Source organism: Collinsella sp. AF23-2 (genome assembly GCF_003459245.1).
In the GTDB taxonomy this organism is placed as follows: domain Bacteria; phylum Actinomycetota; class Coriobacteriia; order Coriobacteriales; family Coriobacteriaceae; genus Collinsella.
In genome coordinates, this window is the sequence record NZ_QRVG01000054.1 from 1 (window position 1) to 554 (window position 554).

General features: G+C 49.8%; 1 protein-coding gene. It reads left to right on the forward strand.

Annotated features, from left to right (window positions below; all coding sequences use genetic code 11):
* Nucleotides 1-231 (forward strand): hypothetical protein (locus tag DWY03_RS10285; RefSeq protein ID WP_222847420.1); only part of this gene is annotated, 231 nt, incomplete at its 5' end.
* Nucleotides 232-554: the final 323 nt, after the last annotated feature.

Sequence of the window (554 nt, forward strand, 5' to 3'; positions counted from 1 at the left end):
GAAGAAGGGGGAGGCCTCGCGGCCTCCCCCTTTTTTGCGTTATATAAGCTGACATTTGCCCTATCTGTTTCAGGAGTGCTCGGATTGTCTTTAGTCGAGGGCATCGTTGCCGTCCGCGGTGAGGTAGAGCCGATCTTCTTGCTTATGTCGCTTTCTGGTGGCGCTCAGTCGGCTCCAGGGTTCTGTCGTCACGTTTATCCGGACGGATCTTATGCTCCTTATTTCCAGTAAATCAGTTAAGGGGTATTGTTTCAATTAAATACACTCCGCCAGCGGGGGCTCTGTCTAATTAGTGATAGAGCCCCTGCTGGTGTTTTATAGGTTTGTTAACGTTGTCCTTCTATTTATGACGGGCTAACTAGCAGAGACCGACGAGGGTATAAAGATGCTATGTCTACAGTGGACAGCAAGATTCCCGAGGTCATACGGTCTGTCCATGGTTTATGACCAAATGTGTGACTCTGAGCAACTCGGAGCCAGCTAATTAATTTGTGAACAAAATATGGAGTGCGCGATTCCCGCCCCCGGCGCCCCTCCGGTCTGGCAATATATCT